The organism is Microbacterium sp. C-MGS6 (genome assembly GCF_058140415.1).
In genome coordinates, this window is record NZ_CM176934.1 from 3,369,167 (window position 1) to 3,388,646 (window position 19,480).

The window sequence follows — 19,480 nt, forward strand, 5'->3', positions numbered from 1 at the left end:
TCGCCCACACACCACGGTGCAGGAGAGTCGAAGGCGGGTCGCGATCCGGGCGGCGCTGTGCAGGAACCGCATCGACCGGCAGAATGGATCCGTGACAGCCCGAGATCCCTTCCGCGTGATCTTCGTCTGCACCGGCAACATCTGCCGCTCCCCCATGGCGGAGGCCGTGTTCCGGGACCTCGCGGAACGGCAGGGTCTCGGTTCCCGGATCGTCTCCCGCAGCGCGGGCACCGGGGACTGGCATCTCGGGGAGCGCGCCGATCACCGCACCATCGATGCGCTCGCCCGTCGCGGCTACGACGGCTCGCTGCACCGCGCCCGCCAGTTCACCGCCGCGTCCTTCGCCGAGAACGACCTCGTGGTGGCCCTGGACCGCACGCACGAGCGCATCCTCCGCGAATGGGCCAGAGACGAGGACGAGGACGGCAAGGTGACCCTCCTCCTCGCCTTCGATCCCGACGCCTCGACCCACGATGTCCCCGACCCCTACTACGCGGGCCCGGAGATGTTCGATTCGGTGCTCGGTATGATCGAGACGGCGACTCGCGGCTTGTTCCGCCAGCTCGAACCCGCCCTGCGCCTGCCCCGCACGCCCCGAACCTTCGGGGCCTGATCAGGAGGATTCCCCTGACTTTCCAGCCTTCGCTCCCGCCGCAGCCCCTCAGCCCCCTCGACGGCCGCTATCGCGGCGCCGTCACCGGGCTCGCCGACTTCCTCTCCGAGGCCGGACTCAACCGCGCCAGGGTCGAGGTGGAGGTGGAATGGCTGATCGCCCTCACCGACCGCTCGCTGTTCGAGACGAGCCCCCTGTCGGGCGACGACAAGGAGCGCCTGCGCGCGCTCTACCGCGACTTCGGGCAGGCCGAGATCGACTGGCTCGCCGAGAAGGAGGCCGTCACGCAGCACGACGTGAAGGCCATCGAGTACCTCGTGCGCGACCGGCTCGCCACGCTCGGCCTCGACCACATCGCCGAGCTGACGCACTTCGCGGCGACGAGCGAGGACATCAACTCCGCGTCCTACGCGCTCACCGTCAAGCGCGCCGTCGAGGAGGTCTGGCTCCCGGCTCTCGACACCGTGATCGCGAAGCTGCGGGAGCTCGCCGTCGAGCAGGCCGACGCCGCCATGCTCTCCCGCACGCACGGGCAGCCCGCCACGCCCTCGACCATGGGCAAGGAACTCGCGGTCTTCGCCTGGCGCCTCGAGCGCGTGCGCAGCCAGATCGCCGGCTCCGAGTACCTCGCGAAGTTCTCCGGAGCGACCGGCACCTGGTCCGCTCACCTCGCGGCCGACCCGGACGCCGACTGGCCGACCATCGCCCGCGAGTACATCGAAGGGCTCGGTCTCGGGTTCAACCCGCTGACGACGCAGATCGAGTCGCACGACTGGCAGGTGGAGCTGTACGACCGCGTGCGTCACGCCGGCGGTATCCTGCACAACCTGGCGACGGACATCTGGACCTACATCTCGCTCGGCTACTTCGCGCAGATCCCGGTCGCCGGGGCCACCGGCTCGTCGACGATGCCGCACAAGATCAACCCGATCCGCTTCGAGAACGCCGAGGCCAACCTGGAGATCTCGGGCGCTCTGCTCGCCTCGCTCGGCCAGACCCTCGTCACGAGCCGCCTGCAGCGCGACCTCACCGACTCCACCACGCAGCGCAACATCGGCGTCGCATTCGGGCACTCGCTGCTCGCGCTCGACAACCTGCGCCGCGGCCTGAACGCGATCTCGCTGTCGCGCGACGTGTTGCTCGCCGACCTCGACGTGAACTGGGAGGTGCTAGCCGAGGCGATCCAGACGGTGATCCGTGCCGAGGTCGTCGCCGGCCGGTCGAGCATCCAGGACCCGTATGCGCTCCTCAAGGAGCTCACGCGCGGACACCGGGTGGGCGCCGACGACCTCGCCGAGTTCGTGCAGGGCCTGGAGATCGGCGACGCGGCCAAGCAACGGCTGCTCGCACTGACCCCCGCGACCTACACCGGTATCGCGGAGCGCCTCGCCCGCTGAGCCCGGGGAGCTAGGAGCCGGACTCCCCGGAGTGCTCCTCGACGCTGTCCTTCGGCATGAACGCGGCGGCGATCAGGGTGAGCACGGCGGTCACGGCGACCGCGACGAACACCCACACCGACGCGTGGATGATCGTGTCGGGGTCGTCGGGTCCCGCGCCCTGCGCGATGACGGCGTTGGAGATCGCCCCGAACACCGCCACCCCCACGGCGCTTCCCGCGGACCGTGCGAACGCGTTCATCCCGGTCACCGCTCCGCGCTCGCCCCAGCCGACCGACGCCTGAGCGGCGATGAGGGTCGGCGCGGCACTCCACCCGAGCCCGAAGCCGAGGAGGAACGCGATGCCGGCGACGACGAACGGGTTCGGCCAGGAGGCGACGGCGGCGAGCGCGACGGCGGCGACCGTGGTGATGCTCATGCCGATCAGGGTGGTGCGGCGGAAGCCGATGCGCAGGTACAGCCGGCCGGCGTTCGCGGCGGCGAGCGGCCAGCCGAGGGTCAGAGCAGCCACCGCGAGACCTGACAGCAGCGGAGCGATGCCGATGGACCCCTCGAGGTAGGCGGGGGCGAAGCTCGTCACCCCGAGCATCAACGCCCCGATGCCGAGCGACACGATGGTCGTCGTGAGGATGAGCCGACGTGTGACGAGGCGCAGATCGACGATCGGCTCCGCGACACGGCGCTCGACGAACCCGAAGGCCACCAACGCGACCACCCCGATACCGAAGCAGAGGGCGCTCGGCACCGACAGCCAGGCCCACGCGTTCCCGCCCTCCAGCATGCCGAGGATGAGCGCGGTCAACCCGATCGTGAGCAGCACCGCTCCGCCGTAGTCGATGCTGTGCTTCTGCGTCTGCTTCTGCTCCCGGTAGGTGCGCAGCAGCATCCACCCGGCGATCAGACACAGCGGGACGTTGATCCAGAAGATCCATCGCCAGGCGTCGAGCTGCGCGAAGATCCCGCCGAGCGCCGGGCCCACGACCGAGGAGATGGCCCAGACGCTCGCGACGTATCCCTGGACCTTGGCGCGTTCGGCGACCGTGTAGATGTCGCCGACGATGGTCATCGACATCGGCGCGACGGCACCGGCGCCGATGCCCTGGATGATGCGGAACACGATCAGCGCCGGCATGCTCCAGGCGAACCCGCAGAGGATCGATCCGAGCAGGAACAGGGCGATGCCGAGCAGGATGATCGGCTTGCGGCCCACCGTGTCCGCGAAGCGGGAGTAGATGGGCACGCTGACGGCCTGCGCCAGGAGGTACACGGAGAACAGCCACGGGAACTGCTGATAGCTGCCGAGGTCGCGCACGATGCTCGGGACAGCGGTCGCGAGGATGGTCGCGTCGATCGCGATGAGGCCGGTGGCGAGCATGAGCGCGCCGAGGATGGGTCCGCGCTCCGACCGGAGTCCGATGGAGGCGCGGTCGACGGAGGCAGTCACTCCAGGGACAAGCGGAAGGACCTCACCGATATTCCGCCCGTATGACGGATCAGGTCGAGGCGGGGCGTCCCGGCTCGTCGGTGGTGCCGTCACCCTTGCCGTCGTCCTCCGCGTCGTAGAGCACGGGACGGTCGATGGTCTTGGTGACGTCGGCGGGGTCGATCGCGAGCATCAGCATCGCGAGGATCAGGAGCGTCGCGATGAAGGCGCCGCCACCCACGACGAGGCTCAACGCCACGGGGGTGAGACCCTCGTAGGTGCCGTTCGCGATGGCCGTGTTCACGCGGAGGGTGAACGCGCCGGTGGAGACGAGAGTGACCACCATGGCGAACACGCCGCAGCCCAGGGCGATGCCGAGCAGGTGGAGGGGACGCAGGATGTCCCGTCGGGTGGGCTTGTCGTCGCTCATCGCTCTCCTCCGTGCTCCACAGGAGCCGCATCGTTCTCGGGGGCGGGAGCGACGTCATCGGCGTCCGCACGCTTCGGGGTGAGGCCGGCGATGCCGAGGAAGACGGCGACGATGGCCGCATACCCTCCGAACATCCCCACGCCGAGGATGATGCCGGACAGCTGGAACGTGCCCGCCTTCTCGATCGTGTACTCCTGGACGAAGCCCGAGGGGATCAGCAGCAGGACGACGGCGAGGAGCAGGCCGAGAGCCCCGACGGTGATCGCGTCGGTGGCGAGCGCTCCCCCGGCGCGGCGGGCCCGGATGCCGGCGAGCAGCTCGAGGCCACCGCTGAGCACACCCCAGGTGATGAGGACGATGAAGAACATGTCGTCCGTGCGCCACGCGGGCACACCGCTCGCCATACCCGCGATGACGCTGACGACCGCGAGGAGGATCGCCGCCCAGCGCGACCCCGTGGGGAGGACGAGCCAGGCCGCGAGGATGTGCACGAGGGCGGTGACCAGCGCGAAGCCGCTGAAGACGGCGAGACCGACCGCGGCGGAGTGATCCGAGGAGAAGGTGATCATCAGGGCGGCGACGGCCGCGAACAACGCGCGCAGCAATTGCACGTGGCGCATGGTGAACGCGCGAGCAGGGGCAGACATAACGGCCAGATCCTCCGGGGTTTCCCCCCAGTCTACGCGGGGCCGCGAGCCGCACGCGCCCGGGGATGCTCGTGAAGCCCGGCGGATCTCCCCAGATCGATTGCCGGGCTTCACGACATACGCAGCAAGGGGGGCATCACTGCGTCGGGCCGCTGTCGCCGGGTCGGGCACCCTCCCCGCGACATCGCAGCCCCGTGACCCACATGCCCACCTGGTCCCCTGAGGTGCGCGCGTGCGGTCTTATGCTCACTGTAGAGGTGTGTTCTTCACATACCGGGCGGGGGCTGTGATGGGTTTTGGGGACGGCGAGAGGAGAGCGGCGACGCCGGACGCGTTCGCCGCGGCGCTGCGCGATGCGATCAATGCGAGACCGGTGACGCTGTCGTGGTTGCAGCGGCAGCTCCGCGACCGGGGCAACCGCGTCTCGATGGCCACGCTGAGCTACTGGCGCTCGGGGGCCCGTCGCCCGGAAGGACCGCAGTCCCTCGCCGCCCTCGCCGACATCGAGGACCTGCTGTGCCTCGAATCCGGGGCGTTGAGCCGTCTCCTCCGTCCGCACCGCACAGGACCCCTGGGACCGCAGGGGTTCCCGCTGGAGCAGGTCGACATGGAACGGGCCGTCCGCGAGGTCTACGCCGCCCTCGGCGCCACGTACCCGGACCCGTCGCGGGAGCTCACCGTCCATTCCGTCACGGACGTCGACGCCGACGGCGAGGTGTCCTCCTGCCTCACCCGCAGCATCGTGCAGTCGACGAGCGGCGTGATCACCGCCATCCCCGTCCTCGACCTCACCCCCGGCGTGCCCGGGCCTCCGCCGCGGCTCACGGCCGTGGCCGGCGGACGGGTCACCGCGCGCTACTCCCACCCGAACGGCGAGGCGCACGGTGCGCTGATCGAACTCGACGTCCCGCTCGAAGCCCCGGACACCGCGGTCGTCGAGTGGTCGGTGCAGTACGAGCCGGGCCACCCGTCGGATCGGGAGACCGGTCACGCCCTGTCCCGCCAGGCCCGGGAGGTCCTGGTGTGGACGCGCTTCCACCCGGATGCCGTCCCGGACTGGTGCGACGAACTCGTCGAGACCGCCGGAGGCACCGTCGTCACCGCGCTCCCCCGACCTCGGGGCACGTCGGTGCATCAGGTCCGTCGGGCATTCGGCCCCGGCGCCCTCGGTCTGCGCTGGGGGTACGGTCCTCGCGGAGGCGATCAGCCCGGCTGATCCCCCGTCGCGACCGGCCGCCCCGGGGTGTTCGACCACTGGCTCCAGGAGCCGGGGAAGACCTTCGCCGGGATGCCGACCTCGTGGAGCACCAGAGCCGTGTGCGCCGCCGTGACTCCCGACCCGCAGTAGGCCGCCACCGGCGTCTCCGGGGTGACCCCGACCTCGGCGAGCGTCGCCAGCACCGTGTCACGGTCGCGGATGCGCCCGTTGTCGTCGAGGTGCCGCGTGGTGGGGAGGTTCCGGGCGCCGGGGATGTGCCCGGCGATCGGGTCGAGCGGCTCGGTCTCTCCGCGGTAGCGCTCCGGGGCGCGGACGTCGAGCAGCACCCCGGTCTCCGGGAACGCCTCCGCCTCATCGATCGAGAGGGCGTCCTGGCCCGGATCCGCGAGGACGACATCGCCGGTCTCCGGCACGACGTCGTCGGTCGCCAGGTCGTATCCGGCCGCGGTCCACGCGCGCAGCCCGCCGTCGAGCACCCGGACGTCGACCCCTGCCTGCCGCAGCAGCCACCACGCCCGGGCCGCCGCGAGTCCCTTGGTGTCGTCGTAGGCGACGACCGTGTCTCCCTGCCGCACACCCCATCGCCGGGCCGCCGCCTGCAGGGTCTCCGTCGAGGGGAGCGGATGGCGGCCCTCGGTCGGTGCCCCGGGTGTGGAGAGCTCCTGATCCAACGACGCGAACACCGCGCCGGGGATGTGGCCGGAGCGATAGTCGCCCGGGCCCGCCTCTGGGCGGTCGAGGCGCCAGCGCACGTCGATGACCCGGATCGGGGCGCCGTTCTCGAGGAGGTCGTGGAGCTCGGTGGCGGTGACGAAGTGACTCATGGTGCGAGGCTACCGAGTGCGCGGCGCTCCCCGTCTGCCTCCGTCACGGACGGACACGGTCATCGCCTCCCGACGGTTGCGGGAATAGCCGCGCGTCTCCGGCGTTTCCCCTCACATGATTGAAACTTCAACGGTCGCCGCGGAGCGCACCCGCGTGCGGGTGCCCCTGCGCTTCGCGGACGGCTTCGGCACGACGGCCGACGTCGTGACCTTCGACGGACTCGTGGACGGCCGCGAGCACCTGCTGCTCGGCCTGGGCGACTGGCAGGCCGCCCTCGATCGCGCCGCCGACGGCGGGGTCGCGCCCCTCGTCCGCCCGCACAGCGAGTGCCTCACCGGTGACGTGTTCGGCTCGGAGCGCTGCGACTGCGGACCGCAGCTGCGGGAGGCCGTGGAGCGGATCGCCGCGGAGGGCGGCTTCCTCCTCTACCTGCGGCAGGAGGGCCGCGGCATCGGGCTCTACGCCAAGCTCGACGCCTACGCGCTGCAGGACGCCGGGCTCGACACCTACGAGGCGAACGTGGCCCTCGGCCGCGGCGAGGACGAGCGGGACTACACCGTGGCGGCCCAGATGCTGCGAGCGCTGGGCGTGGACCGCATCCGCCTGCTCAGCAACAACCCCGACAAGGCCGCGCAGCTCGACGGGCTCGGAATCCAGGTCACCGAGCGCGTCCGCACCGAGGTGCACCTCTCCGCAGCCAACTCGCGCTACCTCCAGGCGAAGCGCGACCACACGGCCCACACGATCGACCTGACCGCGGCGTGACCTCCGAGGAGCACGACATGAACGAGGCGCGGCACCCGCGGCGGCTCGACGACGGCGAGCTCGCGACCTGGCTGCCGATCATCCGGTTCGTCCAACTGCTGCCGCAGGTCCTCGACCGGGCGCTGAAGGACGAGGTCGGGCTCAACCACGCCCGCTACGCGATCCTCGTCACCCTCGCCGGCCAGGGTGAGGACGCCGTCACCATGACCGAGCTCGCGCGCATCGCCGGACTCAGCCGGTCGCGCCTGAGCCACGCCCTGGACTCGCTGGAGGAGCGCGGGTGGGTGGAACGGACCTCGTGCAGCACGGACAAGCGCACCCTCTCCGCGACGCTGACCCCGGCCGGACGGGACATGCTCCGCGCGGCCGCACCGGTCCACGTGGCCCAGATCCGCGAGCTCATCCTCGACCCGCTGTCCGCGGAGGATCGGCAGCGGCTGCAGGACATCCTGGGGGCGCTGCTGCCGGGAGTCACGGCCGCGCTCTGAGCCGCGTTCTGCTCTGAGCAGAACGTCTCGATCGCCCCGCGGGCGGCGGCTTATCGTGAGGCATGGCCGACATCGTCCCGTTCCCCCGCGCCCCGCATCCCGTCCGTCCGCCGTCCAACGGACCCGAACCGCTGTGGCGCGAGATGCTCGGCGATCAGCTGCGACGGCGACGCCATGACCGCGGGGAGACACTCAGCGAGACCGCGGAGAAGGCCGGGGTCTCGCCGCAGTACCTCTCCGAGGTCGAGCGCGGCCGGAAGGAGCCGTCCAGCGAGATGATCGCCGCGATCGCCGGCGCGCTGAACTCCTCCCTCGTGGAGCTCACGAGCGCGGTCGCCGAGGAGCTTCGTCAGGCCACCCCTGCCGCGGCGGCGGTCTCGACCTCCCGCGGCGCCTTCGCTCTGGCCGCCTGACCCCTTTCACCTGCACGACCGGAGTCCGGGTGCACGACGGATCTCGGGAATCCGTCGTACACCCGTCACCTCATCGTGCATCCGGATCACGGGGACCGAGCACGGTGTCGATGAGGCCGTACTCGAGAGCGGCGGCGGCGGTGAAGACCCGGTCCCGGTCGGTGTCGACGCGGAGCTCCGCGAGCGCGCGACCGCTGTGCCGGGCCAGGATCGACTCCATGTCGGCCCGCACCCGCACGACCTCCTCGGCCGCAAGGATGAGGTCCGGGATGGCTCCGCGTGACTGCCCGGCCGGCTGATGCAGCACGATGCGCGCGTGGGCGAGGGCCGCTCGCTCCCCCGGCGCCCCCGCCGCGACGAGCAGCGCCGCCGGACCGATGGCCTGCCCGACGCAGGTCGTCGCGATCCGCGGGCGGATGTGCTGCATGGTGTCGTAGATCGCCAGCGCGGCACCGGGATCCCCACCCTCGCTGTTGATGTAGAACTGCACGGCGGTCTCCGGGCTGTCCGCGTCGAGGTGCAGGAGCTGCGCGATGACGGCGTTGGCCACCCCCGCGTCGATCCCGGTGCCGAGATAGATGACGCGCTCGGCGAGCAGATGCGAGTAGACGTCCATGACGCGCTCACCCCGCGGATGCTGCGCGATGACGTGGGGGATCGTGTAGCTGCTCATACGTCCGCCCCCAGTCCCACCCGCGCCCGACGGCGGGGCATGATCTCCGCCGCGGACCGCACGATCTCGTCGATGAACCCGTAGCCCTGCGCCTCGGCCGCGGTGTACCAGCGATCGTGGAGGGAGTCCTCGAAGATCCGCGCGAGGGGCTGGCCGGTGTCGTCGGCGATGAGGCCGAGGACGGTGTCGCGCATGTGCCGGAGGTCGTCGGCCTGCGCCTCGATCTCCACCGCCGATCCGCCGATCCCCGCCGAGCCCTGGTGCATGAGGATCCGGGCGTGCGGGAGAGCGCGCCGCTTGCCCTTCGTCCCCGCGGAGAGCAGGAACTGTCCCGCGCTGCAGGCGAGGCCGAGGGCGAGGGTGGAAACGTCGTTGGGGATGAGGTGCATGAGGTCGCGGATCGCCAGCATCGACGGCACAGAGCCGCCCGGCGAGTGGATCCAGAGGGCGATGTCGGTCGTCGGGTCCTCCGCGGCGAGGCCGAGGAGCTGGGTCATCAGGAGGGTGCCGTTGTCGTCGTCGAGGGCGCCGTCGAGGACGAGCACCCGTTCGTGGAACAGGGCGCGCCGGGCCTCGGGGCCGAACTGCGGGAGAGGGGTGTCTTCGCTCATGTCCCCAGCATCCGGCTCCGGTCATGACCGCGGGCGCGAATCCGCCCGGAGCAGATCCGCTGTGAGCGGCGGCGCGTGCACCCGTCCGAAAACCCGGCGTAACACCGCCGACGCACGAGCCGCCTAGCCTCGGGGCATGGCGAAACAGAAAGCACCGGCATGGCAGTCCGAGGACGGCCTGAACTTCCGCACCCGCAAGTGGGTGCGCCCGGAAGACCTCAACGCGAACGGCTCGCTGTTCGGCGGGAGCCTGCTGAAGTGGATCGACGAGGAGGCCGCGATCTACGCGATCGTGCAGCTCGGCAACTACCGCGTCGTCACCCGGCACATCTCCGCCATCACGTTCGAGGCGTCGGCGGTGCAGGGCGACCTCATCGAGATCGGGCTGCAGGCCACCCGCTTCGGTACGACGTCGCTCACGATGCGGGCCGTCGCGCGCAACATGATCACCCGCAAGCGCATCCTCACCATCGACGAGATCGTGTTCGTCAGCATCGGTGAGGACGGCCTGCCGACCCCGCACGGTTACGACGAGATCACCTACGATCGCGACCGCATGCCCACCGAGCGAATCGCCACCGGCACGATCCCCCTCCCGAAGCGCTGACCCGCGCTCGCCGACCCACCCCCCTGCGGTCGACCCACCCCCGAAAGTGCGTCACTTACGGGGGTGGGTCGCGCGGAAGGGGGCGGGTCGACGATCAGCGGTGGGCGACGCGGTGGCCGATCCAGAACCCGATCGCGATCAGGCCGATCAGGCCGATCCCGAGGATCCACGGGAGCAGAGAGGGCGCGGCGCCCGCCGTGGCCGTCGCGAGGGTGCCCGAACCGTCGGCGATACGTCCGTTTCCGGCCGCGAGGTCGGCGGCACCGGCGTCGAGCCTCGCGCCTCCGCTCGCCAGGGCCCCGGAGCCCTCGGCCACCGCGTCGGCGCCGGTGCGGAGTTCGCTCATCCCGGACCGGAGGTCACCGGCACCCGACTGCAGCGCGCCGACGCCCGCGGCCAGAGACCCGGCGCCGTCGTCGAGCCGCGCCGCGCCGGCGCTGAGCTCCGCGGTGCCGGAGTACAGCGACGACGCCCCGGTCGAGAGGGTCTGCAGCCCGGACGAGAGATCCGCCGCACCTGCCGCGAGCCGGGAGGTGCCGTCTTGCAGTGTCTGCGTTCCGGCGACCAGGGCGGGAGCGCCCTTCGGGGAGACCAGCACCACGGTCCCCGGCCACCCCTTCGAGGGGTCGCCGTTGATGAGCGCGCCGACGCCTGCCGTGACGCGAGCGGAGCCGTCGGCGGCGCCGATGAGTCCCTGTGCGAGGCCCGGAGCAGCCGCGGCGGGGGCGGCCAGCGCGCCGACCTGCTTCTCGACACCGGCGGCGAGCGTCGCGAGCTGCTGGAGCTGCACGTCATCAGGGTGTGCGGCGAGGAGACCTTGCAGACCGGCGGCGAGCGTCCGCGCATTGCCGGGAGCGCTCGTGGCGACGCCCGTCAGCAGCGTCTGCGTGTCCGGATGGGCGAGCTTCTGCACGTCGGCGCTCACTCCGGCGCGCAGCGTGGTGCTCAGAGTCGTCGCGCCCTCGAGCACGCCGTTCGCGTACCGGTGCGCGCCGTCGACGCCCGCGGCGAGCGTGGTCGCTCCCGCGACGAGCTCTCGGGCCCCGGCATCCGCCGCCGCCATCTTCGCCGCGAGCTCCTGCGACCCGGCGAGCGCCGTCTGCGCTCCGCCGCTCACTCGTCCTGCACCGTCGAGAGCGGTGGCGGCTCCCGCCGCAAGGGTTCCGGCGCCCTCGGCGAGCGTCGTGGCGCCCGCGGCGGCCGTCGTCGCCCCGTCGCTCAGCTTCTCGGAGCCCTGCTGCGCCGTCGCCGTGCCTGCCGCGAGATCCTGCGTGCCCGCGGCCAGGTCGTCGGCTCCCGCGGCGAGGTCGGAGGCACCGGCGGCGAGGTCCGCGGATCCGCCCCGCGCGGTGGTCGTGCCGTCCGCGAGCTCCGCGGCCCCAGCGGAGACCTTGCTCATCGTGGCGAAGAACAGCAGCACCATCGCCGCCAGCAAAAGGCTGAGGACGATCACGGCGATGCGCATGCCGAGGCCGTGCGCGTGGGTCTTTTCACTCGTCATTGAGGACTCCCGAGGTCAGTGGCGTCGTTGCCACCCGCGACTGTAGGCCCGCCCTCTCCGCGACCCCCCGGTTTTGCCGTCAGGTACCAAGTCCCACCTCAGTCGAGACTCAGTTTCTTGTCGTCCTCACACAATCGCCGACCCGGCCCCTTATGTGCGAGCCACCCCCATATGTGACGCACTTTCCGGGGTGGGTGGCACGGAAAGGGGTGGGTCGGCGAGAGTGGCGAAGGCGTTCGCGAGGTCGGCGAGGAGATCATCGACGTTCTCGAGGCCGATGGACAGGCGAAGGACGTCGGCGGCGGGACGCGCCTCCGCGGGGACCGGGCGGTGCGTGAGCGCGGCAGGATGCTGGATGAGGGAGTCCACGCCGCCCAGTGACACCGCATGCGTGAAGAGGCGGGTCGCCCCGGCCACCGCCGCGGCCGCCGCATAACCGCCTCGCAGCCGCAGGGCGATCATCGCCCCCGGCCCGCGGAGCTGCCGTTCCAGGATGCCCCACGGATCCCCGTCGAGCCCCGGATAGAAGACCTCGGCGACCTCGGGTCGATCGACCAGCCACTGCACGATGCGACGAGCACTCTCCTGCTGGTGCCGCACGCGGACCGGCAGGGTCGTGAGACCGCGGTGCAGCAGGTACGCGCCGAGCGGGTGCAGGAGCCCCCCGGTCACCGCACGCACGCGACGCAGCGCCTCCGCGGTCCTCTCGTCACAGGCGACGACGCCGGCGATGACATCACCGTGGCCGCCGAGGTATTTGGTGGCGCTGTGCAACGACATCGCCGCGCCGTGGTCGATCGGGTTCTGCAGCACGGGGGTCGCGAACGTGTTGTCGACCACCACCGGCACGCTCCCGGCCTGCCGCACGATCTCGGCGATGTCCGCGACCTCGAGGGTCGGGTTCGCCGGCGTCTCCACGACGACGAGTCCGGTGTCGGCGCGCAGTGCGGCGGCGACCTCGTCGGGACGGCAGTACGTCGTCTCCACACCGAGCAGACCCGACCCCAGCAGGTGGTCGGTCCCTCCGTAGAGCGGACGCACCGCGACGACGTGCCGCGCCCCCGTGGCACCGGTGTGCGCGAGGATCACGGCGGTCATGGCCGCCATCCCGGAGCCGAAGGCGACGGCGGCTTCAGCGTGCTCCAGCTCGGCGAGGGCGTCCTCGAAGCGCGCGACCGTCGGGTTCCAGAGGCGGGCGTAGACCATGCTGCCGTCCTGCGGCGGACGACCCCCCGTGGCCATCGCCTCGTACGAGTCCCCGCCGCGCTCGACGTCCGGCAGCGGGTTGGTCGTGGAGAGGTCGATCGGCAGGGCGTGGACCCCGAGCGCCTCGAGGTCGGCTCGGCCGCTATGGACGGCGACGGTGTCGGGATGCAGCGGTGCGGTCATCCCTCCACGGTGACCGAATCACGGCGTTCTCGCTGATCTTCGACAGAACAGCTCGCCGAAGCCGGGATTCTCGCTATTCTGTGCAACATCCGGTCGTACCGAGGAGGGCACGTTGGCGAAAGCGCAACTCGACGAGATCGACCTGGAGCTGCTCGCCGCCCTGAGCCGCGATGCGGCCGTGACCAACAAGGCTCTGGCCCACCGCCTCGGGCTCGCGGAGTCCACATGCGCACACCGCATCCGCGCGCTCCGAGACCGGGGAGTGATCCGCGATACGCGCGTCCGCCTCGACGGGTCGGCTCTCGGCTACCCGCTGCAGGCGATCATCAAGGTCCGGCTCGCTCACCACACCGGCCCCAAGGTCACGGCACTCTTCGACGCGCTCGTCGCGATCCCCCGGGTGCTCCAGGTGTTCCATGTCGCCGGGGTGGACGACTTCCTGGTGCACGTGGCCGTGCAGGATGCGACCGCCCTGCGCGACATCGTGCTCGAGCACATCACCGTGCACCCCGTCGTCCGCGGCACCGAGACCCAGCTCGTGTTCGAGCTCCGCGACGGCACGGGTTTCCTCCCCCGCTGAACGAAGGGGCAGGATGGAGGGACGCCGTTGCAAAGGAGCACCATGAGCCGTCGTGCCACCCCCGCCACCGAAGCGATCCGCGGGATGAGGGACCTTCTCTTCACGCACGCCACGGACTACGACGCCGCGCGCCGCGAGTTCGCCTGGCCCGACCTGACCGCCTTCAACTTCGCGCTCGAGTGGTTCGACGTCATCGCCGGCGAGAACCCCGATCGTCCGGCCGTGCAGATCGTCGAGGCCGACCTCAGCCTCCGGTCCTGGACGTACGGGGAGCTCTCCGCGCGCTCCGATCAGGTCGCCGCCTGGCTCCGCAGCCTCGGCATCAGCCGGGGCGACCACGTGATCGTCATGCTCAACAACACGATCGAGCTGTGGGAGGTGATGCTCGCGATCACGAAGTTGGGCGCGGTGTCGATCCCGACCTCGACGCTGCTGTCGGCCTCCGACCTCGCGTACCGCATCGAGCACGGCCGCGCCGGCGCCGTCGTCACCCTCGGCGCCCTGGCCGACCGCCTCGAAGGGATCGACCCCGCGGTCCTGCGCATCGGCGTCGGCGCATCGCTGCCTGCGGACTGGAAGCGGTTCACGGACGCCGATGCCACCACGACGGCGTTCGTCCCGGACGGCCCGACGCCGGCCGGCGACACGGTCCTGCTGTATTTCACGTCGGGCACGACGAACCGCCCGAAGCTCGTCCAGCACACCCACGTCTCGTACCCCGTCGGCCACCTCTCCACGATGTGGTGGCTCGGGGTGCGCCCGGACGACGTGCACCTCAACATCTCCTCCCCGGGGTGGGCCAAGCACGCCTGGTCGAGCTTCTACTCCCCCTTTCTGGCCGAGGCGACGGTGCTCGTCTACAACTACGACCGCTTCGACGCGAACACGCTCATGGAGGTCATGGACACCCACCACGTCTCGACCTTCTGCGCCCCGCCCACGGTCTGGCGCATGCTCATCCAGGCCGACCTCTCCCGGCTCGCGCACCCTCCGCGGGAGCTCGTCGGCGCCGGCGAGCCGCTGAACCCCGAGGTCATCGACCGGGTGCGCGAGGCGTGGGGCGGCACGATCCGCGACGGCTTCGGTCAGACCGAGATGACGGCCTGCATCGGCAACTCCCCTGGCCAGACGGTCAAGGTCGGGTCGATGGGCCGTCCGCTGCCCGGCTACCCGGTCGTGCTGCTCGACCCGTCGACGGGCGAGGTCGTGGAGGACGAGGGCGAGATCGCGCTCGACCTCGCGCAGCCGCCGCTCGGCCTCATGGCGGGGTACTACGACGACCCGGAGAAGACCGCGGAGTCGCGGGCCGGGGGCTTCCACCACACCGGGGACATCGCCGTGCGCGACGCCGACGGCTACCTGACCTACATCGGACGCTCCGACGACGTGTTCAAGGCCTCCGACTACAAGATCTCGCCGTTCGAGCTCGAGTCCGTGCTGCTGGAGCACGACCTCGTCGTCGAAGCGGCCGTCATCCCCAGCCCCGACCCCACGCGCCTCGCGGTGCCGAAGGCGTACGTGTGCCTGACACCGGACGCGGGCGCGGACGAGGCCGCCGCCGCGCGCGCCGTGTTCGGCTACGCGCACGAACGGCTGTCCTCGCACCTGTGGGTGCGGATCATCGAGTTCGTGCCCGAGCTGCCGAAGACGATCTCCGGGAAGATCCGCCGCGTCGAGCTGCGGGCACGCGAGAGCGCCCGCGTGGCCGCGGGCGACGAGGCGCGGCAGCACCGCGACCGCGACTACCGCTGAGCGCTAGGAGACGACGGCGACCGGCGCCGTGGGCGTCGCGGTCGAGCCGGTCTTGAGCGTGGCCGTCGTCGTGGTCGCCGGCGCCGGCTTCACGCGCGCGGCCCGGCGTCGCGACTCGAAGCCGCCCGCCGTGAGCATCGCGCGCACGATCCCGCCGATCACGAGCATGCCCCCGAGCGACGCGCCCGCCGCGATCAGCGGAAGCCACTGATTCGCGAAGCTCGCGGTGAAGCTCATCAGCGCGCACACGATCCACAGTCCGACCGCGCCTCCCGCGAGCCCCCCGGCTCCGCGGATGATCGCGATCGCGGCCACGATCGCGCAGACCGCGGCGAGCGCCGCACCCACGTATCCGATCGGTACCAGAATGGCGGCCAGATCTCTGGCCACTCCCAATGTCGTCATGACGACCCCCCGTCCGGCGGAACCCCTCCGCACCTTCGACATTAGAAGTGTCTCTCCGGAAGGCCATCCGTCTCAAGTCCGATCCGGGTCATCCTTCCGGTGGATATCGCGGATCAGCGCCGGACCGGCCACCGCAGCCGGCGCGGGCGCACGACGCGGACCGGGCGGGTGACGACCGCGTCGACCACCATCGAGCCGTCGGTGGGGCCGACGATCGCGATCGCGGAGGTCTCGGTGGCCTCGGTCGGGGCCACGGGCTGGGTCGCCAGCGCGCGATGCGCCTTGACGTAGGCCGGCACGAGGAGCACGATCGCGCCCACCCAGGCGAGCGGGTTGCTGAGGGCCACGCCGTCGAACCCGATCATCGCGCCGAGGACCACTGCGGCGACGACGCGCATCACGAGCTCGATCACGCCGGTGACGGTCGGCACCAGCGTGTGGCCGAGCCCCTGGAGTGCGCCGCGGAGCACGAAGAGCATGCCGAGCGCCCAGTAGCCGCAGCCGTTGATGATGAGCATGCGGTGCGCCATGGCGACGACGTCGTCCGAACCGTCACCGACGAACAGCCGGACCATCGGCGCGCCGAACGCGATGAGCAGCCCGCCGAGGACGATCGCCGCGGCGACCGCCATCCAGGTGGCCTCGACCACGCCGCGCCGGATGCGGTCGGGGCGACGGCCGCCGTGGTTCTGCGCCGCGTACATCGACACGGCGAGCCCGAGCGAGGAGAGCAGGGCGACCGCCAGGCTGTCGACCCGCGACGCCGTCGTGTACGCGGCGACGGCGTCAGCTCCGAGCGTGTTGAGGGCGACCTGCACCGTGAGGGTCCCGATCGCGATGATCGAGGCCTGGAAGCCCATGGGGAGGCCGAGGCGCAGGTGGTCGGCGATGTCCGTGCGGGAGATGCGCCAGTCCGAACGACGCAGGTGCAGCATGGGCAGCCGCCGGCGCACGAACTCCAGGCAGAGGATCACCGACACGGCCTGTGCGACGACGGTCGCGAGCGCGGCCCCGGCGACGCCCCACTCCAGCGGACCGACCATGAGCACGACGAGGCCGACGTTGAGCGCGCAGGAGACCGTGAGGAACACCAGCGGGGTCTTCGAGTCGCCGATGGCGCGGATGATGGCGGAGAGGTAGTTGAAGAACATCGTCGCGCCCGCGCCGAGGAAGCTGATCTGCGTGAACACCGTCGCCTCGGCCATGAGCTCGGGCGGCGTCTGCAGCAGCGTCAGGATCGGCCCCGCGATGAGCGGCGCGACCACCGTGAGGACCACGCTCGTGATGCCGCTGAGGAGCACACCCGTCGCGACCGAGCGGCGCACGGCGGCGTCGTCGCGCGCACCGAAGGCCTGGGCGATGGGGATCGCGAAACCGCTCGTCAGACCCCAGGCGAAGCCGAGGAGGAGGAAGAGCAGGCTGCCCGTCGCGCCGACGGCGGCGAGCGACTGGACGCCGAGGTGTCGTCCGACGACGATCGCGTCGGCGAACTGATAGAGCTGCTGCACGACGTTGCCGAGCAGGAGCGGGATCGAGAAGGCGAGGATGACGCGCCACGGACGGCCCGTGGTGAGGGTGGTGGCCATGAAGGAAGGGGCTCGCAGGGAAGGAGGGATGGATCGGGGGTGCGCTTAGTTTATCGAATCGTTTCGGGCGAAGGGAACACGCGAATGCCGAAATGCCGGTCCACGCCCGTCGATTTCGGCCTGGCACATCCCGGTGGTTACTCTGCATCAGTCGACGACGACCGGAGGAGAAGAGCGTGACGAAGCAAGACACGGGGGCCATCCGCCAGGGGCAGACCGGAGCCGGAGGCGAGGAGCACCTGCGGCGCGCGCTCAGCAATCGGCATATCCAGCTGCTCGCGATCGGCGGGGCGATCGGCACGGGCCTGTTCATGGGCAGCGGCAAGACGATCTCGGTCGCCGGCCCCTCCGTGATCTTCGTCTACATGATCATCGGGTTCATGCTGTTCTTCGTCATGCGGGCGATGGGCGAGCTGCTGCTGTCGAACCTCAAGTACAAGTCGTTCAGCGACTTCGCGAGCGACCTCCTCGGCCCCTGGGCGGGCTTCTTCACCGGCTGGACGTACTGGTTCTGCTGGGTGGTCACGGGCGTGGCCGACGTGATCGCGATCGCCGGGTACACCGACGCCCTGATCCCCGGCGTCCCGCTGTGGATCCCGGGTCTCCTCGTGGTCGTGATCCTCCTGGCGCTCAACCTGCCCACCGTCGCCGCCTTCGGCGAGATGGAGTTCTGGTTCGCACTCATCAAGATCGTCGCGATCGTGGCGCTCATCGTCACCGGTCTCGTCATGATCCTCACCGGCTTCTCCCACGACGCCGGCACCGCGAGCTTCTCGAACCTGTGGGAGCACGGCGGCATGTTCCCGCACGGCTTCCTCGGATTCGTCGCCGGCTTCCAGATCGCGGTGTTCGCGTTCGTCGGGATCGAGCTCGTCGGCACCGCCGCCGCGGAGACCAAGGACCCGGAGCGCAACCTCCCGAAGGCCATCAACGCCATCCCGATCCGGGTCCTGCTGTTCTACGTGGGCGCGCTCATCATCCTCATGGCCGTCACGCCGTGGACCGAGTACGTCGCCGGTGAGAGCCCCTTCATCGCGATGTTCGCCCTCGCCGGACTCGGCATCGCCGCCACCGTCGTCAACCTCGTGGTGCTCACCTCGGCGATGTCCAGCGCGAACTCCGGCATCTACTCCACGTCGCGCATGGTGTTCGGCCTGGCGCAGGACGGCGACGCCCCCCGGTTCTTCGGCCGGCTCTCCAAGCGCCGCGTGCCGCAGAACGCGCTGTTCCTGTCCTGCATCCTGCTGCTGTCCGGCGTCGTGCTGCTCTACGCGGGCAAGGACATCGGCACGGCCTTCGAGATGGTCACCACCGTGTCGGCCGTGTGCTTCATGTTCGTGTGGACGATCTTCCTCTGCAGCTACCTCGTGTACCGGCGACGACGTCCGGAGAAGGCGGCGACCTCGGCGTTCAAGATGCCGGGCGGCGTGTTCATGGTGTTCGTCGTGCTCGCGTTCTTCCTGTTCATCCTCTGGGCGCTGACCACCCAGCCGGACACCCTGATCGCGCTGCTCGTGACGCCGATCTGGTTCGCGATCCTCATCGTGGCGTGGCTGTTCGTCCGGAAGTCGCCGCACCACCTGGAGCGTCACGCCGCGCACATCGCCTACCTGCGCGACGACACGATCCCGGCCGACTGAGGCGTCAGGCCACCGACTCGAGGGTCGCGGGCCCGGTGGCCGCGACCTTCGGCGCGAAGACACGAGGGCGGAGCGCGAGGAACAGCAGCACCATGCCGGCGGCGAGCAGCATGTGCCCCACGCCCGCGATGCCGGCGATCATCTTCGTGGACTCCTGCCCGAGCACCGTGAGGCAGCCGTGCCAGACGAGCATCGCGGAGGTCAGCACGAGACCGGCGGTGTAGGTCCAGAAGAACCAGCCGAACAGGCGGCTCTCGGAGAGCGCGAACGCCTTCTCCAAGAGCATCACCACGAGGAAGACGACGAAGCCCAGCACGAGCAGATGCGTGTGCACGAGTCCGAGCTGCGTCGGCGCCCCCTCGGGGAAGCCGTTGATCTTGGTGAACTCGCGGTAGAAGAGTCCGGAGGCGACGCCCACCAGCATGGAGGCGAACGCGGCGGTGAAGAGCCTGCGCATGGGAGTCCTTTCTGTCTGCCTCCAGCCTCGCCGGGGAGCCGTCGCCGCGGATCCATCGA

General features: G+C 70.7%; 21 protein-coding genes. 10 read left to right on the plus strand and 11 right to left on the minus strand.

Translation table 11 applies throughout. The annotated features are described in order from the left end of the window. The first annotated feature begins 91 nt into the window (after positions 1-91). Together AC3B5L_RS16680 and purB are read left to right on the plus strand one after the other, a co-directional pair. Positions 92-613 carry a low molecular weight protein-tyrosine-phosphatase gene (locus AC3B5L_RS16680; RefSeq protein ID WP_187662700.1) on the plus strand — a complete coding sequence of 174 codons (522 nt, stop codon included), beginning with the start codon at positions 92-94 and terminating at the stop codon, positions 611-613. Between the two features lie 14 nt (positions 614-627). Further along, entirely contained in the window at positions 628-2,010 is a 1,383-nt protein-coding gene (gene purB / locus AC3B5L_RS16685; RefSeq protein ID WP_490096415.1) for an adenylosuccinate lyase, read from the plus strand. Between the two features lie 10 nt (positions 2,011-2,020). On the opposite strand, the gene AC3B5L_RS16690 is transcribed toward purB, so the two are convergent. Genes AC3B5L_RS16690 through AC3B5L_RS16700 form a run of 3 tightly spaced genes read right to left on the minus strand, consistent with a single transcriptional unit; the run spans position 2,021 to position 4,510 of the window. Continuing rightward, positions 2,021-3,454, minus strand: a complete 1,434-nt coding sequence (locus AC3B5L_RS16690) for an MFS transporter (protein ID WP_315636704.1) — start codon at positions 3,452-3,454, stop codon at positions 2,021-2,023. A 49-nt stretch (positions 3,455-3,503) separates the two neighbouring features. After that, complete coding sequence (locus AC3B5L_RS16695) at positions 3,504-3,863, minus strand: hypothetical protein (protein WP_187662702.1); 360 nt, start codon at positions 3,861-3,863, stop codon at positions 3,504-3,506. After that, positions 3,860-4,510 (minus strand): acyl-CoA synthetase, encoded by a 651-nt coding sequence (locus AC3B5L_RS16700; protein WP_259952631.1) that lies wholly within the window; start codon positions 4,508-4,510, stop codon positions 3,860-3,862. Before AC3B5L_RS16700 ends, AC3B5L_RS16695 begins: the two co-directional genes overlap by 4 nt. A gap of 289 nt (positions 4,511-4,799) precedes the next feature. On the opposite strand from AC3B5L_RS16700, the gene AC3B5L_RS16705 reads away from it, so the two are divergent. Beyond that, the gene (locus tag AC3B5L_RS16705) at positions 4,800-5,726 is read left to right on the plus strand and encodes a hypothetical protein (RefSeq protein ID WP_259952633.1); all 927 of its coding nucleotides are present in this window, start codon (positions 4,800-4,802) and stop codon (positions 5,724-5,726) included. Here the strand turns inward: AC3B5L_RS16705 and AC3B5L_RS16710 are convergent. Further along, positions 5,714-6,553: a sulfurtransferase gene (locus AC3B5L_RS16710; protein WP_187662705.1), complete on the minus strand. Its 840-nt coding sequence runs from the start codon at positions 6,551-6,553 to the stop codon at positions 5,714-5,716. The genes AC3B5L_RS16705 and AC3B5L_RS16710 overlap by 13 nt on opposite strands. 115 nt (positions 6,554-6,668) lie before the next feature. On the opposite strand from AC3B5L_RS16710, the gene AC3B5L_RS16715 reads away from it, so the two are divergent. From AC3B5L_RS16715 to AC3B5L_RS16725, 3 genes are all read left to right on the plus strand, one after another. After that, positions 6,669-7,319: a GTP cyclohydrolase II gene (locus tag AC3B5L_RS16715; protein ID WP_187662706.1), complete on the plus strand. Its 651-nt coding sequence runs from the start codon at positions 6,669-6,671 to the stop codon at positions 7,317-7,319. 17 nt (positions 7,320-7,336) lie between these two features. Further along, positions 7,337-7,807 (plus strand): MarR family winged helix-turn-helix transcriptional regulator, encoded by a 471-nt coding sequence (locus tag AC3B5L_RS16720; protein WP_187662707.1) that lies wholly within the window; start codon positions 7,337-7,339, stop codon positions 7,805-7,807. A 62-nt stretch (positions 7,808-7,869) separates the two neighbouring features. Continuing rightward, entirely contained in the window at positions 7,870-8,220 is a 351-nt protein-coding gene (locus tag AC3B5L_RS16725) for a helix-turn-helix domain-containing protein (RefSeq protein ID WP_490095989.1), read from the plus strand. Positions 8,221-8,290: 70 nt separating this feature from the next. Here the strand turns inward: AC3B5L_RS16725 and AC3B5L_RS16730 are convergent, their stop codons facing one another. Continuing rightward, on the minus strand, positions 8,291-8,893 hold the full coding sequence (locus AC3B5L_RS16730) for a ClpP family protease (protein ID WP_259952638.1): 603 nt from the start codon (positions 8,891-8,893) through the stop codon (positions 8,291-8,293). Continuing rightward, positions 8,890-9,504 (minus strand): ClpP family protease, encoded by a 615-nt coding sequence (locus tag AC3B5L_RS16735; RefSeq protein ID WP_187662710.1) that lies wholly within the window; start codon positions 9,502-9,504, stop codon positions 8,890-8,892. The genes AC3B5L_RS16730 and AC3B5L_RS16735 overlap by 4 nt, the downstream gene beginning before the upstream one ends. A gap of 136 nt (positions 9,505-9,640) precedes the next feature. Between AC3B5L_RS16735 and AC3B5L_RS16740 the strand changes: the two genes are divergently transcribed. Next, positions 9,641-10,111 (plus strand): acyl-CoA thioesterase, encoded by a 471-nt coding sequence (locus tag AC3B5L_RS16740; RefSeq protein WP_490095990.1) that lies wholly within the window; start codon positions 9,641-9,643, stop codon positions 10,109-10,111. Between the two features lie 94 nt (positions 10,112-10,205). On the opposite strand, the gene AC3B5L_RS16745 is transcribed toward AC3B5L_RS16740, so the two are convergent. Next, positions 10,206-11,612 (minus strand): hypothetical protein, encoded by a 1,407-nt coding sequence (locus tag AC3B5L_RS16745; RefSeq protein WP_259952640.1) that lies wholly within the window; start codon positions 11,610-11,612, stop codon positions 10,206-10,208. A gap of 150 nt (positions 11,613-11,762) precedes the next feature. Then, positions 11,763-13,001: a trans-sulfuration enzyme family protein gene (locus AC3B5L_RS16750; RefSeq protein WP_187662712.1), complete on the minus strand. Its 1,239-nt coding sequence runs from the start codon at positions 12,999-13,001 to the stop codon at positions 11,763-11,765. A gap of 112 nt (positions 13,002-13,113) precedes the next feature. On the opposite strand from AC3B5L_RS16750, the gene AC3B5L_RS16755 reads away from it, so the two are divergent. Further along, positions 13,114-13,581: an Lrp/AsnC family transcriptional regulator gene (locus AC3B5L_RS16755; RefSeq protein WP_259952642.1), complete on the plus strand. Its 468-nt coding sequence runs from the start codon at positions 13,114-13,116 to the stop codon at positions 13,579-13,581. Positions 13,582-13,623: 42 nt separating this feature from the next. After that, on the plus strand, positions 13,624-15,333 hold the full coding sequence (locus AC3B5L_RS16760) for an AMP-binding protein (RefSeq protein WP_490095991.1): 1,710 nt from the start codon (positions 13,624-13,626) through the stop codon (positions 15,331-15,333). A gap of 3 nt (positions 15,334-15,336) precedes the next feature. Here AC3B5L_RS16760 and AC3B5L_RS16765 read toward each other — a convergent pair whose 3' ends face one another. Then, positions 15,337-15,738, minus strand: a complete 402-nt coding sequence (locus tag AC3B5L_RS16765) for a hypothetical protein (protein ID WP_187662715.1) — start codon at positions 15,736-15,738, stop codon at positions 15,337-15,339. Between the two features lie 113 nt (positions 15,739-15,851). After that, the gene (locus AC3B5L_RS16770; protein WP_259952644.1) at positions 15,852-17,324 is read right to left on the minus strand and encodes an MATE family efflux transporter; all 1,473 of its coding nucleotides are present in this window, start codon (positions 17,322-17,324) and stop codon (positions 15,852-15,854) included. A gap of 176 nt (positions 17,325-17,500) precedes the next feature. On the opposite strand from AC3B5L_RS16770, the gene cycA reads away from it, so the two are divergent. Further along, a complete protein-coding gene (gene cycA, locus AC3B5L_RS16775; RefSeq protein ID WP_259952645.1) occupies positions 17,501-18,964 on the plus strand; it encodes a D-serine/D-alanine/glycine transporter in 1,464 nt (487 codons plus the stop codon). 4 nt (positions 18,965-18,968) lie between these two features. Here cycA and AC3B5L_RS16780 read toward each other — a convergent pair whose 3' ends face one another. Further along, a complete protein-coding gene (locus AC3B5L_RS16780; RefSeq protein WP_259952648.1) occupies positions 18,969-19,421 on the minus strand; it encodes a DUF2871 domain-containing protein in 453 nt (150 codons plus the stop codon). Between the last annotated feature and the right edge of the window lie 59 nt (positions 19,422-19,480).

Bases quoted from the DNA above. Each gene is read 5' to 3' on its own strand.
- AC3B5L_RS16770 (WP_259952644.1), bottom strand. From the start codon at position 17,324: ATGGCCACCACCCTCACCACGGGCCGTCCGTGGCGCGTCATCCTCGCC.
- AC3B5L_RS16700 (WP_259952631.1), bottom strand. From the start codon at position 4,510: ATGTCTGCCCCTGCTCGCGCGTTCACCATGCGCCACGTGCAATTGCTG.
- AC3B5L_RS16695 (WP_187662702.1), bottom strand. From the start codon at position 3,863: ATGAGCGACGACAAGCCCACCCGACGGGACATCCTGCGTCCCCTCCAC.
- AC3B5L_RS16720 (WP_187662707.1), top strand. From the start codon at position 7,337: ATGAACGAGGCGCGGCACCCGCGGCGGCTCGACGACGGCGAGCTCGCG.
- AC3B5L_RS16760 (WP_490095991.1), top strand. From the start codon at position 13,624: ATGAGCCGTCGTGCCACCCCCGCCACCGAAGCGATCCGCGGGATGAGG.
- AC3B5L_RS16705 (WP_259952633.1), top strand. From the start codon at position 4,800: ATGGGTTTTGGGGACGGCGAGAGGAGAGCGGCGACGCCGGACGCGTTC.
- AC3B5L_RS16765 (WP_187662715.1), bottom strand. From the start codon at position 15,738: ATGACGACATTGGGAGTGGCCAGAGATCTGGCCGCCATTCTGGTACCG.
- AC3B5L_RS16710 (WP_187662705.1), bottom strand. From the start codon at position 6,553: ATGAGTCACTTCGTCACCGCCACCGAGCTCCACGACCTCCTCGAGAAC.
- AC3B5L_RS16730 (WP_259952638.1), bottom strand. From the start codon at position 8,893: ATGAGCAGCTACACGATCCCCCACGTCATCGCGCAGCATCCGCGGGGT.
- AC3B5L_RS16725 (WP_490095989.1), top strand. From the start codon at position 7,870: ATGGCCGACATCGTCCCGTTCCCCCGCGCCCCGCATCCCGTCCGTCCG.
- AC3B5L_RS16740 (WP_490095990.1), top strand. From the start codon at position 9,641: ATGGCGAAACAGAAAGCACCGGCATGGCAGTCCGAGGACGGCCTGAAC.
- AC3B5L_RS16735 (WP_187662710.1), bottom strand. From the start codon at position 9,504: ATGAGCGAAGACACCCCTCTCCCGCAGTTCGGCCCCGAGGCCCGGCGC.
- AC3B5L_RS16750 (WP_187662712.1), bottom strand. From the start codon at position 13,001: ATGACCGCACCGCTGCATCCCGACACCGTCGCCGTCCATAGCGGCCGA.
- AC3B5L_RS16745 (WP_259952640.1), bottom strand. From the start codon at position 11,612: ATGACGAGTGAAAAGACCCACGCGCACGGCCTCGGCATGCGCATCGCC.
- AC3B5L_RS16715 (WP_187662706.1), top strand. From the start codon at position 6,669: ATGATTGAAACTTCAACGGTCGCCGCGGAGCGCACCCGCGTGCGGGTG.
- AC3B5L_RS16780 (WP_259952648.1), bottom strand. From the start codon at position 19,421: ATGCGCAGGCTCTTCACCGCCGCGTTCGCCTCCATGCTGGTGGGCGTC.